Source organism: Agromyces mediolanus (assembly GCF_023715325.1).
Lineage (GTDB): Bacteria > Actinomycetota > Actinomycetes > Actinomycetales > Microbacteriaceae > Agromyces > Agromyces mediolanus_A.
In genome coordinates, this window is record NZ_JAMBNX010000006.1 from 132,651 (window position 1) to 147,051 (window position 14,401).

Annotated in this window: 8 protein-coding genes; 3 read left to right on the forward strand and 5 right to left on the reverse strand. The window is 72.5% G+C overall.

What is annotated here, in order from left to right; all coding sequences use genetic code 11:
• Positions 1–2,025: a hypothetical protein gene (locus tag M3147_RS12215; RefSeq protein ID WP_251203746.1), complete on the reverse strand. Its 2,025-nt coding sequence runs from the start codon at positions 2,023–2,025 to the stop codon at positions 1–3.
• Between the two features lie 467 nt (positions 2,026–2,492).
• Between M3147_RS12215 and M3147_RS12220 the strand changes: the two genes are divergently transcribed.
• The 3 genes from M3147_RS12220 (at position 2,493) to M3147_RS12230 (ending at position 10,913) form a co-directional block, all read left to right on the forward strand.
• Positions 2,493–4,973 (forward strand): DEAD/DEAH box helicase, encoded by a 2,481-nt coding sequence (locus M3147_RS12220; protein ID WP_251203869.1) that lies wholly within the window; start codon positions 2,493–2,495, stop codon positions 4,971–4,973.
• Between the two features lie 184 nt (positions 4,974–5,157).
• Positions 5,158–6,681: a DUF222 domain-containing protein gene (locus tag M3147_RS12225; protein WP_251203747.1), complete on the forward strand. Its 1,524-nt coding sequence runs from the start codon at positions 5,158–5,160 to the stop codon at positions 6,679–6,681.
• Positions 6,682–6,902: 221 nt separating this feature from the next.
• The gene (locus tag M3147_RS12230; RefSeq protein ID WP_251203748.1) at positions 6,903–10,913 is read left to right on the forward strand and encodes an ExeM/NucH family extracellular endonuclease; all 4,011 of its coding nucleotides are present in this window, start codon (positions 6,903–6,905) and stop codon (positions 10,911–10,913) included.
• 50 nt (positions 10,914–10,963) lie between these two features.
• Here M3147_RS12230 and M3147_RS12235 read toward each other — a convergent pair whose 3' ends face one another.
• Genes M3147_RS12235 through M3147_RS12250 form a run of 4 tightly spaced genes read right to left on the reverse strand, consistent with a single transcriptional unit; the run spans position 10,964 to position 14,401 of the window.
• The gene (locus tag M3147_RS12235; protein ID WP_251203749.1) at positions 10,964–11,818 is read right to left on the reverse strand and encodes an ABC transporter ATP-binding protein; all 855 of its coding nucleotides are present in this window, start codon (positions 11,816–11,818) and stop codon (positions 10,964–10,966) included.
• Positions 11,815–12,603 carry an ABC transporter ATP-binding protein gene (locus M3147_RS12240; protein ID WP_251203750.1) on the reverse strand — a complete coding sequence of 263 codons (789 nt, stop codon included), beginning with the start codon at positions 12,601–12,603 and terminating at the stop codon, positions 11,815–11,817. The genes M3147_RS12235 and M3147_RS12240 overlap by 4 nt, the downstream gene beginning before the upstream one ends.
• Positions 12,600–13,454, reverse strand: a complete 855-nt coding sequence (locus M3147_RS12245) for an ABC transporter permease (RefSeq protein WP_251203751.1) — start codon at positions 13,452–13,454, stop codon at positions 12,600–12,602. Before M3147_RS12245 ends, M3147_RS12240 begins: the two co-directional genes overlap by 4 nt.
• The gene (locus M3147_RS12250; RefSeq protein WP_251203752.1) at positions 13,451–14,401 is read right to left on the reverse strand and encodes an ABC transporter permease; all 951 of its coding nucleotides are present in this window, start codon (positions 14,399–14,401) and stop codon (positions 13,451–13,453) included. Before M3147_RS12250 ends, M3147_RS12245 begins: the two co-directional genes overlap by 4 nt.

The following is a 14,401-nucleotide window of genomic DNA, read 5'->3' on the forward strand; positions in this document are numbered from 1 at the left end:
TCACCCGCGCCAGCCGTGCAGCACCCGCGCCCAGAACCGCGACCAGCCGGTCGCCGGAGCCAGCAGCCGGCGCCGTGCGGCGAGCTCGTCCTGGTACGCCGGGCTCGCGAGGGCCCGCCCGATCGTCATGGTCGGTGCCGGCGCGGCGCTCGCGCTCGGACCGTCGGCGGCTCGGCGGGCGGGCACGACGACCGGCGAGGGCGCGAAGCGCGGCTCGGCGATGACGAACACGGCGACGAGGCCGATGCCGAGGCCCCAGGCCCAGAGCGCCGGCGCGGGCGGCGGGGGCGTCGTCCACGCGGCGATCGCGCACCACACGGTGACGGCGGCGGCGACGACGTAGCCGACTCGGGGGAGCGCGGTGAGCACGAGCCACCGTCGCGCCTCCATGGGGCAGCGCTGCCACACGAGCGAGCGCTGCGTGATGCCGTTCAGCAGCTGGTTCAGCCAGATCAGCAGCGCGGCGACGAGGGCGGCGGCGATGAGCCATCCCCAGTCCGTCAGCCGGCCGTCGTCGACGAGCCAGGCGACCGAGGCGAGCGCGTCGCTCGCGGGCGCGCCGGTGAAGAGCCCGGTGACCGTGCCGACGGCGAGCGCGACGGTCCGGACGAGCCACGCGAAGGCGGCGGATGCCGCGGGCAGCCCCGGCAGGATCGCCGCCGTCACGAGCGCGGCGAGGAGGTTCGTGCCGAGCGACTTCTTGTCGATCACGGCGAGCCGGTTCTCGAGGTACTCGACCTCGGCGGGCCGGGTGGCGAGTGCCGGGCCGAGCAGGTGCCTGGCCGTCGGATCGACGACCTGCACGACGTTGCGGTAGTACTCGCTGTGGTCGAGGAACGGCTGGCTCGTGTTGTGCACGGCGTGCTCCTCGGGCCCGAGCGCGGCGTCGCCGGTCCGCGGGAAGTACGCGGCGCGCCAGCGTTCGCGCGCCGCCCGGCGGGAGTCGCCGATCGGGCCGGCCGAGAACGGGTCCCAGACCGCCCAGTGGTTCGCCCAGGCCACCGGATGCTCGGGCGCCGCCGCGATCCAGTTCGCGACGGGCGAGTAGCGGTCGCTGCGGCCGCGCCAGTTCTCGCGGCCGAGCAGCACGACCGCCGCGCCCACGGTGGTGAGGCGGCGGACGTTGAATGCGGCGGGGTCGAGCTCCTCGAACAGTGCGAACGTCGACACGGCCGCGCCCTGCGAGTGCGCGAAGAGGTGCACCTCTCCGTCGTCTCCGACGAGCTCCCGGGCACGGGCGAGGGCGTCGCGAACGACGAGGCGCATGGCGGAGGCCCGGACCGGGCGTTCCTTCCACGCGGCGACGTCGCCGATCGAGCCCACGAGCGCATCGAGCACGCCCTGGGCGAGGTCCTTGAACCAGGGGATCAGGAGCAGCGGGCTGAGCAGCGGCAGGATCGGGGTCAGCACGACGCCGAGGAGCACCACGCCCAGCCAGACGGCGGCGAACACGACGGTGAGCACCGCGACCCGGACGAGGTCGACGACCGCGGTGAGCGTGCGACCGAGCAGCAGCCGGTCGTGCGGCGGGCGCTGGTGCTCCACGAGCGTCAGCCAGGGCAGCATCACGAGGGTCTGCCGGAACAGGCCGAGCATGCGGGTGAACGCGCGCCACATGAACGGCACCGCCCAGCGGAACACCTGCGCGCGAGACATCGGCACGAACGACTCCGACCAGCGCGCCTCGACGATCGCGATGCGACGCCGGGTCGTCTCGGCATCCACCACCGCGCCGTCCTCGACGCGCCCGGTGCCCCGCGTCGGGAAGGCGACCGTCGCCGTCACGATCGGCACGTCGCCGGTGAGCTCGGAGTCGACGATCGTCACGCCGTGCTCCTCGCGGCCGCCGATGATGCGGTCCCGGGCGATCCAGTCCATCCGTTCGAGCAGTGGCTCGGCCCACTCGAGCAGGATCTGGCTGGTGTACGCACTGCCCATGCCGTGCACGACGACGAGCGCGCTGTCGAACGCACCCGGCTCGGGAGCCTTGGCCGACTCGCGGCCGGTGTCCTCGGCGATGAGCATCACGGTCTCCTCTCGGACGGCCGGGTCGGGGCGCGGGCGGATGCCTCGGGCGGCGCGCGTGATCCGGCTGAGCGAACGCTACTGGCGCGGCGGAGCACCCGGCAAGGGCGGACCCCCTGGCCCTCCCTCAGGGCCGGCCCGGGGGAGGGGCCCCGGCCCGCCTGCGACTTCAGGGTCACCACTGAGGCGGTCCCGGCGCGGCCGGCTCTAACGTGAGCACTGGACCGCCGCCCGCCGTGACTGCAGGGGGAACTGATTCCGGTGGGCGCGTCCGCTGAGAGCCGGCCCGACCGCGACCCGAACCGCGGTCATGGGCCGGCTCCCCCCGTTCCGGCACGGTGGGGCGAGTCGGGGCGGGGCAGCGCGCCCGAGCCGGCGCCGCCGGGCCGCACGGCGGCGTCTGACAGACTCGACGGGTGACCGACGCGCTCCTCGACCTCGTTCCGCGGCCCTACGACGCGGATGCGATGTACGACGCCTTCGTCGGCTGGGCCGAGGGCCGCGGCTTCTCCCTCTACCCCGCGCAGGACGAGGCGGTCATCGAGATCGTCTCCGGCGCGAACGTGATCCTCTCCACGCCGACCGGAACCGGCAAGTCGCTCGTCGCGGTGGCCGCGCACGCGACCGCGGTCGCGAAGGGCGGGCGCAGCTACTACACGGCGCCGATCAAGGCCCTCGTGTCGGAGAAGTTCTTCCAGCTCGTCGAGGTGTTCGGCGCGGCGAACGTCGGCATGGTCACGGGCGACAGCTCGGTGAACGCGGATGCGCCGATCGTCTGCTGCACGGCGGAGATCCTCGCGAACCTGGCGCTCCGCCGCGGCGCGGACGCCGAGGTCGACCAGGTCGTGATGGACGAGTTCCACTATTACGGCGATCCCGAGCGCGGCTGGGCCTGGCAGGTGCCGCTGCTGCTGCTCACGAAGGCGCAGTTCGTGCTGATGTCGGCGACGCTCGGCGACGTGACGGCGATCGCCGAAGACCTGTCGGCGCGCACCGGGCGGCCGACGGCCGAGGTCACCGGCGTCGAACGGCCGGTCCCGCTCAGCTTCTCGTACGCGAAGACCCCGGTGCAGGAGACCGTCGAGGAGCTGCTCGAGACCCGGCAGGCGCCCGTCTACATCGTGCACTTCTCCCAGGCGCAGGCGATGGAGCGGGCCCAGGCGCTCTCCTCGATCCGCGTCGTGACGCGCGAGCAGCGCGACGAGATCGCCGAGGCGATCGGCGGCTTCCGGTTCACGACGAGCTTCGGCAAGACGCTCTCCCGACTCGTCCGCTCGGGCATCGGCGTGCACCACGCCGGGATGCTCCCGCGCTACCGCCGCCTCGTCGAGACCCTCGCCCAGCGCGGTCTGCTGCGCGTCATCTGCGGCACCGACACGCTGGGCGTCGGCATCAACGTGCCCATCCGCAGTGTGCTCATCACCGCGCTTGCCAAGTACGACGGTCAGCGGATGCGGCACCTGAGCGCGCGCGAGTTCCACCAGATCTCCGGCCGTGCGGGGCGGGCCGGGTACGACACCGCCGGCACCGTCGTCGTGCTCGCGCCCGAACACGAGATCGAGAACGAGCAGGCCGTGCGCAAGGCCGGCGACGACCCGAAGAAGCTGAAGAAGGTCGTGCGCAAGAAGCCGCCCGCCGGCCAGATCAGCTGGGGCGAGGGGGCGTTCGAGCGCCTGGTCGCCGCCCAGCCGGAGCCGCTCGTGCCGCAGTTGCAGCTCACCGCCGCGATGCTGATCAACGTCATCGCCCGCGGCGGGGACGTCGCCGCGAACGTCGCCGCGCTCGTGTTCGACAACCACCAGCCCCGGGCCCGGCGTTTCGAGCTCGCGCGCCGCGCCCTCGGCATCCTGCGCACCCTCCGTGACGCCGGTGTCGTGACGCTCTCGCCGGACCCCGAGGGGACGGCCCTCGGGGTCGAGATCCGGCTCGAGGTCGAGCTGCAGCCGAACTTCGCGCTCAACCAGCCGCTGTCGCCGTTCGCGCTCGCCGCGATCGAGCTGCTCGACCCGGAGACGAGCGAACAGGGCACCGGCCACTACGCGCTCGACGTGGTCTCGATCATCGAGTCGACGCTCGACGACCCGCGGCCGATCCTCTCGCAGCAGGAGTTCCGCGCCCGGGGCGAGGCGGTCGCCGCGATGAAGCAGGAGGGCATCGAGTACGAGGAGCGGATGGCGCGGCTCGAGGAGGTCACCTGGCCGAAGCCGCTCGAGGAGCTGCTCTCGCACGCGTTCGAGCGCTTCGCCGCGAGCCAGCCGTGGGTGCGCGACTTCGAGCTGCGGCCGAAGACCGTCGTGCGCGACATGTTCGAGCGCAGCATGTCGTTCGGGGAATACGTTGCCCTGTACCAGCTCGCACGGAGCGAGGGCCTCGTGCTGCGCTACCTCTCCGACGCGTTCCGCGCCATTCGGCAGACCGTGCCGGAGGAGGCGAAGAACGAGGAGCTCCTCGACCTCGTCGAGTGGCTCGGCGAGCTCGTGCGTCAGGTGGACTCGAGCCTCGTGGACGAGTGGGCCGAGCTGATCGACCCCGCCGCCCACCTGCCGGAGGACGAGGCGCCCGTCGTCCCGCCCGCGCCACCCTCGGTCGTCACGAACCGGCGCGCGTTCACCGTGCTGGTGCGGAACGAGCTGTTCCGGCGCGTGCAGCTCGCCGCCCTCGACCGGGAGGAGGAGCTCGTCGAGCTCGACCCCGACGCGGGCTGGCCCGACGCGCTCGACCGCTACTACGACGAGCACGACGCGATCGGCACCGGCCCGGCCGCCCGCTCGCCGCGCCTCGTCACGATCGACGAGACGGATGCCTCGAACGGCATCTGGCGCGTCGAGCAGACGGTGGACGACCCGGCCGGGCACAACGACTGGCGGATCCGCGCGGTGGTCGACCTCGAGGCGTCCGCCGAGGCCGGCGTCGCCGTGCTGGGCGAGGTGGCGTTCCTGCGGCTGTAGCGCGGGCGGCGTGCGTGATCGGGTCCTCGCGCGCAACTGCGACGGAAGTGGCGCTATTGCTCGAACACCTCTTCGAATCTGCGCGCTTCTCGGGGAGAATCGAACCATGCAGATCAGCCCACCTGATGCCGCGGCCCGTGCGCCTGGATCGGGTGTGCCTGGGCCGGGTGTGCCTGGATCGGGTGTGCCTGGGCCCCGTGCGCTCGGTGCGCTCGTGTCGCGCACCGCGGACGTCGCCGCGGCGTGGGGCGGTGCGCTGCTGCGGGAGTCCTCGCCCGCCTCGGTCGAGGCCGATGCCCGGGCGATGAGCGACGACGGCGTCGTCCGGGTCGTCGAGGCGCTCGCCGGGCTCGCTCGACAGGTCGAGGCGCTGCAGGTGCGGCTCGCCGCCGAGCTCGACGATCGCTGCACCGGGATCACCGGTGACGATGTGGCCAAGTCGATGGGGTTCTCGACCCCGGAGCGGCTCATCGCGCACACCACGGGCGGGCGCACGGCCGAGGCGGCGGCGCTCGTGCGGCTCGGCCGGGCCACGGCCACTCGTCCCTCGTTCACCGGAGGCCTGCTCCCGGCGAAACGCCCGGCCCTCGCCGCGGCGGTCGAGCGTGGCGAGCTCGGCATCGAAGCCGCCGAGACGATCCGCCGCTTCCTCGAGCGCGTCGAACTACGGGCCGACCCCGCCGAACTCTCGGCCGCCGAGCAGTTCCTCGTGCAGCGCGCTGCCCGCACCGGGCAACGCGTCGCCGTGTGCACGGCGGTCGGGGCCGACGGGCTCGCGTTGCTCGTGAAGCGCCTCGAAGCGCAGCTCGATCCCGACGGCGTGAAGCCGCGCGAAGACGAGCTCCGGGCCCGACGCGGGCTCACCGTCTGGCAGGACCGCAGCGGCATGGTCCGCGTGCGCGGCGCGCTCGATCCGGTGGGCGGCGCAGCGCTGCGCTCCGCGCTCGACGGGCTCGTCGGAGCCGAGCTGCACCGGGCGAGAGACGCTCGGATGCCGTTCGGGGCGCGGGCTCGTGGCGCGACCGACGCCGAGTCGACGAGCGCCGGCGCGGCCGAGCTCGCGGTCGACGGCGATCCGGCACTCGCCGAGCAGCGCACCATCGCCCAGCTGTACGCCGACGCGCTCGTCGATCTCGCGCGCCACGGCATCGGCTGCCGCGCGATGCCGGCGCTCCGTCAGGTCACGGTCGTCGCACGAGTCGACCTCGAAGCACTCGTCGCCGACCGGGGGTCGGCGACCATCGACGGCATCGAGCAGCCGATCTCCCTCGACTCGGTGCGCGAGCTCGTCACGTCGGCGGGCCTCTCGCCGCTCCTCGTCGGTTCGGGTGAAGAGCCGCTTCGTCTGGGGCGCGCCGCGCGGCTGTTCACGCCGGCCCAGAAGCTCGCCCTGGCGGATCGCGACGGCGGGTGCGCGTGGCCCGCCTGCTCGCGGCCCCCCTCGCACACCGAGGCCCACCACATCGCATGGTGGGGCAGAGACGACGGGTCGACCGACCTCGACAACGGCGTGCTGCTCTGCAGTCACCATCACCATCGAGTGCACGACGACGGCTGGCGCGTGAGCATCCGCGACGGGCGCAGCTGGTTCGTTCCGCCGGCGTATCTCGATCCTGAACAGCTGCCGCGCCCCGGCAACACGTCGATCGACCGGGAGTTCCGCCGACGGCTCCACGAGCGCCGGGCGCCCGCGCGGGCGGTGGCGTGAGCGGTCGAGGATGCCGCTTCGCGGACGTGCGCATCCGAGCACCCCGTCCGGGGGCCATCGCTCATTTGCGCGCCGGGGCGTGAACGAAGCGTGAAATCACTGGGAGCGCCGTATGAAATCAGGGGTGCGCAGCCCCGATCGCCCCTTGGCAGCGTCGCCTGGCGCTCCTAAGCTCTGGTCCAGCGCGTCCCCCGAGCGGGGGCGACTCGGAGGGAGAACTCATGCAACGCCGCACCATCCGCAGGTGGCCGGCCGTCGCGGTCGTCGCCGCCGGCACGCTCGCCGCCGGGCTGCTCGCCGCGACGCCCGCCCAGGCGGCCGACGTCACGCACACCATCGCCGAGGTGCAGGGGACCGGCGCCGCCACCCCGCTGCCCTCGACCGCCGACGTGACCGTGGAGGGCGTGATCACCGCCGATCACCGCACCGGCGGCTATCGCGGCATCTACATCCAGACGCAGGGCTCCGGCGGCAGCGACGACGCGACCCCCGGCGCCTCGGACGCCGTCTTCGTGTACCTCGCGAACGCCGCGGCGACGACGCCCGGCGCGATCGGCGACCTCGTCCGGGTCACCGGCAAGCCGAACGAGTTCGGCGGCCAGACGCAGATCTCGGTCGCCAACGCCGCCGCCGTCACGGTCGTGCAAGCCGGCGTCGGCGTGCCGGAGGCGAGCCCGCTGCCCGACGACCTCCGCGGCGCCGCCCGCGAGGCGTACGAGGGCATGTACGTCGCGCCGAGCGGCGAGTACCGGCTCGTGTCGAGCCACTCCCTCTACAGCTTCGGCGAGCTCTGGCTGAACGCCGGCGACGAGCTGCCGGTCAAGAGCACCGAGCAGGTCGACGCCACCGACCCCGCCAACGCCACGATCGCCCAGGCCAACCGCGACTCGCGGCTCCTGCTCGACGACGGCTGGTCCACGCGGGTCGACAACTCGGCGCACCCGAACGACCAGCCGTACTTCACCGCCGACACCGTCGTGCGCAACGGAGACCGGGTCGTCTTCCCCGACACCGGCTACGTGCTCGGCTACGGCTTCAACGAGTGGCGCCTCCAGCCGACGACGCCGATCGACTCGGCGACCGACGCCTCCCTCAAGCCCACCTTCGAGTCGCTGAACCCGCGCCCCGAGACGGCCCCCGAGGTCGGTGGCGACGTGCAGGTCGGCGCGTTCAACGTCTACAACTACTTCACGACCTTCACCTCGGTGAATTCGCAGGCGCGCGGCGCGGCCGACGCCGAGGAGTTCGCGATCCAGAAGTCGAAGATCGTCGCGGCGATCTCGGGCCTCGGGGCCGATGTCGTCGCGCTGCAGGAGATCGAGAACTCGGTGAAGCTCGGCGAGGCGCCCGACGAGGCGCTGGCCGACCTCGTCGCCGGCCTCAACGCCGCCGCCGGTGCCGACGTCTGGTCGTACGTGCCGACGCCTGCCGCGCTGCACGACGCCGCGATCACCGACTTCATCACGAGCGCCATCATCTACCGCAACGACCTCGTGACTCCGGTGGGCGACAGCCTCACGGTCGTCGACGAGACGGTGTGGGACCTCGCGCGCGAGCCGATCGCCCAGGCGTTCCGCCTCGACAGCGGCAAGGTGTTCTCGGTCGTCGCGAACCACTTCAAGTCGAAGAGCCCGCCCTCGGGCAACCCGCCCGAGCCGGCCGACGGCCAGGGCTTCTTCAACGCGGAGCGCGTCGAGCAGGCCGAGTCGCTGCTCGCCTTCACCGACACGGTGGCCGAGGCATCCGGCAGCGACGCGATGTTCCTCATCGGCGACTTCAACTCCTACGCCCACGAGGACCCGATCGACGTCTTCACCGGCGCCGGCTGGACCGACCTCGTGCCGGCGCAGACCGATCAGTTCACCTACTCGTTCAACGGCGAGCTCGGCTCGCTCGACCACGTGCTGGCGAGCCCCTCGGTCGCGTCCGACGTGACGGGCGTCGGGGTGTGGAACATCAACTCGCCCGAGTGGGGCGACCGCGGTTACGCCTTCGGCGCGACCGAGGCCGGCACGCCGTACCGCTCGAGCGACCACGACCCGATCGTGCTCGGCCTCTCGGCCGAGGTCGCCCCGGTGAACATCGACATCGTGACGATCAACGACTTCCACGGCCGCATCGAGCAGTCGGCCCCGGCCGCGGGGGCCGCGGTCCTCGCCGGTGCCGTCGAGCAGGTGCGCGCGGAGAATCCGAACACGATCTTCGCGGCGGCGGGTGACCTCATCGGCGCCTCGACGTTCACCTCGTTCATCCAGGACGACAACCCGACGATCGACGCGTTGAACGCGGCCGGGCTCGACGTGAGCGCCGCGGGCAACCACGAGTTCGACCAGGGTTGGGAGGACCTCCGCGACCGGGTGCAGTCCCGGGCCGACTGGGAGTACATCTCCTCGAACGTCTTCCTGAAGGGCAGCGACGACACCGCCCTCGCGCCGTACTACACCGAGACGCTCGACGGCGTGACCGTCGGCTTCATCGGCGCCGTCACCGAGGAGCTCGACTCGCTCGTGAGCCCGGCCGGCATCGCCGACCTCGAGGTCCGCGGCGTCGTCGACTCCGTGAACGCGGTGGCCGAGCAGCTGAAGGACGGCGACCCCGCCAACGGCGAGGCCGACGTGCTGGTGCTGCTCGTCCACGAGGGGGCGACGACGACCGACATCGCGAGCCTCAGCGACGGTTCGGCGTTCGCGAAGATCGTTCAGGGCGTCGACCCCTCGGTCGCCGCCATCGTCTCGGCGCACACCCACCTGCCGTACAACCACGTCGTCGACGGCCGCCCGGTCGTCTCGGCCGGTCAGTACGGCGAGCGCTTCGGGCTGATGAAGCTGCAGGTCGATCCGGTCACGAAGGAGCTGCTCTCGATCTCGAACGAGCTGAAGCCCCTCATGAACGGCACGACGCCGCTGTATCCGGCGGTGCCGGCCGTGCAGTCGATCGTCGACGAGGCCAAGGCCGTCGCCGACGTGCTCGGCAAGCAGAAGGTCGGCGACATCACGGGCGACTTCAACCGGGCCCGCCAGCCCGGCACCGACGCCCAGGGCAACCCGACGCTCGTCGAGAACCGCGGCGGCGAGTCGACGCTCGGCAACTTCGTGGCCGACGTCCAGCTGTGGGCGGCGAACCAGGACGCGAAGGCCGACATCGCCTTCATGAACCCGGGCGGCCTGCGCACCGACCTCATCTACAAGGGCACGAGCGCCGAGGACCCGGACGGCAACCTCACCTACAAGGAGGCGGCCGGTGTGCAGCCGTTCGCCAACACGCTGGTGACGCTCGACCTCACGGGCGCACAGGTGAAGCAGGTGCTCGAGGAGCAGTGGCAGCCGGCCGGCTTGTCGCGGCCGTTCCTGAAGCTCGGGGTGAACACGGAGCTCCAGGTCGTCTACGACCCGACGGCCGCCGCCGGTTCGCGGGTCACCCAGATCACGCTGAACGGGACGGCGATCGACCCGGCGGCGACGTACCGGGTGGTCGCGAACTCGTTCCTCGCCGCGGGCGGCGACAACTTCGCCACGCTCGGGAAGGGCACGAACAAGGCCGACACCGGCCGCGTCGACCTGCAGTCGATGGTCGACTGGTTCGCGGCGAACGGCACGGCGACACCCGATCCGGCGCAGCGCTCGGTCGGTCTCGTGCTGCCGGCGCCCGCCGACGGTCAGGCGTACGCGCCGGGCGAGACGCTCAGCCTGCAGCTCAGCTCGCTCGACTTCTCGACGAGCGAGCCCGCGGCCGGCGAGGTCACCGTCGCGCTCGGCGACACGGTGCTCGGCACGGCTCCGGTCGACCGCACGGTCGTTCCCACCACCGACGAGGGCGGTCGTGCGACGGTCGACATCGTCATCCCCGACGGGGTCGAGGGGGCGCAGTCGCTCACGATCGCCGTCGCCGCGACCGGCACGAGCGTGACGGTGCCGATCACGGTGCAGGCCGCCCCCGACCTCGTCGACACGGCGATCGTCGGGCTGCCTTCGAAGCTGCTGTTCAAGTCGAACTCGACGATCCGTTGGGTCGGCCTCGTCGTGACCGGCGACGGCAGCCGGCCGGTGGGCACGGTGACGATCAGCGACGGCCAGACGGTCATCGCCACGGTCGAGCTGACCGCGAAGGACCGCGGCCGCGTCGACGTGAAGCTGCCGAAGCTCGGCCGGGGGCTGCACGTGCTGCAGGCCTCGTTCGCCGGCGACGGCTACGACAGCTCGAGCTCGTTCAAGGTGCCGGTGCTCGCCTACTAGCGAGACACGAAGGGCGGGCGGATGACTCATCCGCCCGCCCTTCGCCGCGCTCAGCGGGCCGCGTCGAACTCCCGGCGCCGCGCGACGACGTCGTGCGGATCCCAGCCCGGTCCGGGCACGGAGGAGACGAGCAGCTGCGTGTACGGGTGTTGCGGCGCGCGGAACACCTCGGCGGAGGCGCCCGCTTCCACCACGTCACCGCGATACAGCACGAGCACGCGGTCGGCGATCTCGTCGACGACGGCGAGGTCGTGGCTCACGAACAGCACCGCGATGCCCGCCTCCCGGCGGATCTCGTCGACGAGCTCGAGGATCTGCGCCTGAACCGAGACGTCGAGCGCCGACACCGCCTCGTCGAGCACCAGCAACGACGGCGACACGGCGAGGGCGCGGGCGATGGCCACCCGCTGCCGTTGGCCGCCGCTCAGCTGATGCGGCCGCAACGCGCCCTGCTGCTCGGTGAGCCGGACCCGGTCGAGCAGTTCCCCGGCCCGGCGTCGCGCGCCCTCGCGGTCGGCGATGCCGTGCAAGCGCATCGCGGCGACGAGCGCCTGCTGCACGCTCAGCCGGCGGTCGAGCGAGCCGTACGGGTCCTGGAACACCATCTGCGCCTGGCGCGCCCGGGCCAGGCGGCCCGCCCGGCCGCGCGCCGGGGCGAAGCGGTCGGCCCCCGCGATCCGCAGCGATCCCGCGTCGGCCCGTTCGAGGCCGACCAGCATCCTCGCGATGGTCGACTTGCCCGAGCCGGACTCGCCGACGAGCCCGAGCACCTCGCCCGCCGCGATCCGGAACGACACGTCGTTCGCCGCGACCACCGGGTCCTGCCCCTTCGGCATGCGGAACGCCCGATGCAGATGCTCGGCCTCCACCAGCGCAGCGGCGGGACTGGGCGTCGACGCGGTCATCGGCTGCGCTCCTCGAGTTCGGGCGCCGCCTGCAGCAGCGATCGGGTGTACGGGTGCGTCGCCCCGGTGAACAGGGCGGCGCCGGGCAACTCCTCGACGACCTCGCCGTGCAGCATCACGAGCACCCGATCGCAGAACGCCGCGGCCAGGTGCAGGTCGTGGGTGATGAAGAGCATGCCGAGCTCCCGTTCGCGCTGCTGATCACGCAGGATCGCGAGCACTTCGGCCTGCGTGGTCACGTCGAGGGCGCTCGTCGCCTCGTCGGCGAGGATCAGCCGCGGCCGGGTCGTGAGCGCCGCCGCGATGACGACGCGCTGCAGCATCCCGCCCGAGAGCTCGTGCGGGTACTGCCGCAGCCGATGCTCCGGGCGGGTGATGCCGACCGCGCCGAGCAGCTCGACGCCGAGGCGCCGGGCCTCGGCCCGAGGCATCCCGTGCACCTTCACCAGGCGTTCGGCGAGCGAGTCGCCGATGCGACGCACGGGGTTCAGTGCGCCGCGGGGGTCCTGCTGGATGAGGCCGACCTCCTCGGCCCGGATGCGTCGGAGCTCGGCGTCGCTCGCGCCGAGCACGTCGCGGCCGGCGATCCGCACGCGGCCGTGCACGCTGGCCGTCGGCGGCAGCAGCCGCAGGGCGGCGCGCACCGTGCTCGACTTGCCCGAACCCGACTCGCCGACGAGTCCGACGGTCTCGCCCGGCGACACGGTGAGCGAGACGCCGTGCAGGATCGCCGTCTCCCCGTAGACGAGGCTCAGCGTCTCGATCGTGAGCAGCTCCGCGGTCATGCGCGCGCCCCCAGCCGCTCCGACAGCCGCACGCCCACGATGTTCACCGCGACGACGACCGCCGCGATGGCGAGACCGGGCACGAGCGTCGGCGCGAAGTGGCCGAGCACGATGCCGTCCTGTCCTTCCTGCACCATGAGGCCCCACTCCGAGCTCGGCGGCTGCGCGCCGAAGCCGAGGTAGCTGAGCGTCGCGAGGCTCATCAGCCCCTCGCCGAAGAGCACCACGAGATAGCCGAGCAGCGCCGGGGTCATGTTCGGCAGCACGCGCCGCACCGCGATGTGCGCGGCGGACGCGCCCTGCACCCGGTAGGCGTCGACGTAGGGGCGGGCGAGCTCGGAGAGCGCGATGCTCCGGGTGAACTTGGCGATCACCGGCGCGTAGGCGAGGGCGAGGGCGACGACGGCCGTCCACGGCCCCTTGCCGAACACGGCGATCACGAGCACGACGAACAGCAGGCCCGGGAACGCGAACATCACGTCCGTGATCCGCGCCAGCAGCACGTCGACCCAGCCCCCGTTCCAGGCGGCGACGAGGCCGATGGCGACGCCGATGACGGTCGCCCCGGCGAGGAGCGCGAGCGGTCCGATCAGGCTCTCCCGGGTGCCGAGGAGCAGTCTGGAGAAGAGGTCGCGGCCCAGCTGGTCGGTGCCGAGCAGGTGCGCCGGGCTCGGCGAGCCCCAGATGGCGGTGAAGTCGATAGCGTCCGGCGGGTACGGCGCGACGAGCGGACCGAAGGCCGCGACGAGCACGACGAGGCCGAGGAAGGCGAGCGACCCCGCGTAGAGCGGGTCGCGGCGCCTGGCGAGGCCGTCGCGGCGCAGCTGCGCGCCGGTGGCGGTGGTGGTCATGCGGTCTTCACCCGGGTTCCGATGCGAGGGTCGAGCAGCGGCAGCAGCAGGTCGACGATGGTCGTGACGACCATGTAGGCGACGACCATGTAGAGCAGCACCGCCTGCACGACGGGGAAGTCGTGGGAGTTGATCGCGTCGACGAGCAGCGAGCCGATGCCGCTGATGCCGAAGACGCTCTCGACCACGACGGTGCCGGCGAGCATGCTCGCGATCACGAGGGCGACCATGGTCACGATCGGCCCCCAGGCGTTGCGCAGCACGTGCCGCACGACGACCATCCCGCCGGCCATGCCGGTCGCGCGCGCGGCCTCGACGTGCTCCGAGTCGAACTGCTCCACCATCGACTGCCGCGTCACGCGGCTGACGATGGCCAAGGAGCCGATCGAGAGCGCGATCGCCGGCAGCGTGAGATGGCGGATGCCGTCCACGAATCCGTCGCCCGCGCCGGCGACCGGGAACCAGCCCAGCTGCACGGAGAACACCGAGACGAGCACGATGCCGATCACGAAGGAGGGGAACGAGGCGGCGAGCGTGGTGGCGCCGACGATCGCGGAGTCCGCCGCGCGGCCGCGGCGCACCGCCGCCCACACGCCGAGCCCGATGCCGACGACGGTGAAGAGCACGGCGGCGTAGGCCACGAGCCCGAGCGTCGCCGGCAGCCGGCTCGCCATGATCGCGGCGACGGGCTGGTGGTACTGGAACGAGGTGCCGAGGTCGCCGCCGAACACGCCGCTCAGCCACAGCCAGTACTGCACGAAGAGCGGCTGGTCGAGGTGGTACTCGGCGCGGACGGCGGCGATCCGCTCCGGCGTCAGATTCTCGGGGTTCCCGATGAGGAAGGTCACCGGGTCCCCGGGGGCCGCGTACATGGCCGAGAAGATGATGAACGAGGCCACCACCAACGTCAGGGCCATGCCCGCGACCCGCCTGAGGGCTGCGAGCAT

Coding starts and splice junctions, on each gene's coding strand:
- M3147_RS12215 (WP_251203746.1), bottom strand. CDS start 2,025: ATGCTCATCGCCGAGGACACCGGCCGCGAGTCGGCCAAGGCTCCCGAG.
- M3147_RS12220 (WP_251203869.1), top strand. CDS start 2,493: ATGTACGACGCCTTCGTCGGCTGGGCCGAGGGCCGCGGCTTCTCCCTC.
- M3147_RS12230 (WP_251203748.1), top strand. CDS start 6,903: ATGCAACGCCGCACCATCCGCAGGTGGCCGGCCGTCGCGGTCGTCGCC.
- M3147_RS12235 (WP_251203749.1), bottom strand. CDS start 11,818: ATGACCGCGTCGACGCCCAGTCCCGCCGCTGCGCTGGTGGAGGCCGAG.
- M3147_RS12240 (WP_251203750.1), bottom strand. CDS start 12,603: ATGACCGCGGAGCTGCTCACGATCGAGACGCTGAGCCTCGTCTACGGG.
- M3147_RS12245 (WP_251203751.1), bottom strand. CDS start 13,454: ATGACCACCACCGCCACCGGCGCGCAGCTGCGCCGCGACGGCCTCGCC.
- M3147_RS12250 (WP_251203752.1), bottom strand. CDS start 14,401: ATGCTCGCAGCCCTCAGGCGGGTCGCGGGCATGGCCCTGACGTTGGTG.